Annotated in this window: 1 protein-coding gene; it reads left to right on the plus strand. The window is 74.9% G+C overall.

Annotation, left to right across the window (positions count from 1 at the left end):
* Positions 1–760 (plus strand): HAD-IC family P-type ATPase (locus tag Y694_RS22110; protein WP_036236853.1); only part of this gene is annotated, 760 nt, incomplete at both ends.

Below are 760 nucleotides of genomic sequence, written 5' to 3' on the forward strand. Positions count from 1 at the left end.
CGACCGGGTCCGCGTTGCGGTGGGGCAGGCCTTCCCGGCCGACGGCTGCCTGATCGAGGGCCGGACGCAGGCCGACGAATCGCTGCTGACGGGCGAGTCGCGGCCGCTGGTGCGCGGCGTCGGCGACGCGGTGATCGCCGGCAGCCTGAACCTCGGCGCGCCGGTGCTGATGCGGGTCACACAGGTCGGCCATGGCACCCGCCATCAACAGATCGTGGCGCTGATGCAGCGAGCGCTGACCGAGCGGCCGTCGACGGTGCGCTGGGCCGACCGCGTGGCCGCGCCGTTCGTGGGCGGCGTGCTGCTGCTGGCGGCGGCGGCCTTCGGTGTGTGGATGCACGTCGACCCGTCGCGTGCCGTGTGGGTGGCGGTGTCCATCCTGATCGTCACCTGCCCCTGCGCGCTGTCGCTGGCTGCCCCGTCGGCGCTGATCGCGGCCACCGGCGCGCTGGCGCGTCGCGGCGTGCTGGTGCAGCGCCTCGACGCGCTCGAGACGCTGGCGCAGATCGACGTCGCCTGCTTCGACAAGACCGGCACGCTGACCGAAGACCGGCTTGCGCTCGCGCAGGTGGTGTGGCCGGACGGTGACGACCTGCAGGCCTGGCAGCGGCGTGCGGCGGCGTTGGCCGCCCACTCCCGTCATCCGCTCTCACAGGCGCTGGTGCGCGCGACGCCCTCCGAGGACGCCGCGTCCTGGCCTTGGCACGGTGCGCGCGAGCAGGCCGGGCAGGGCCTCGAGGCGCTCGATGCCGACGGCCGG

This window comes from Methylibium sp. T29-B (assembly GCF_000576225.1).
In the GTDB taxonomy this organism is placed as follows: Bacteria; Pseudomonadota; Gammaproteobacteria; order Burkholderiales; family Burkholderiaceae_C; genus Methylibium; species Methylibium petroleiphilum.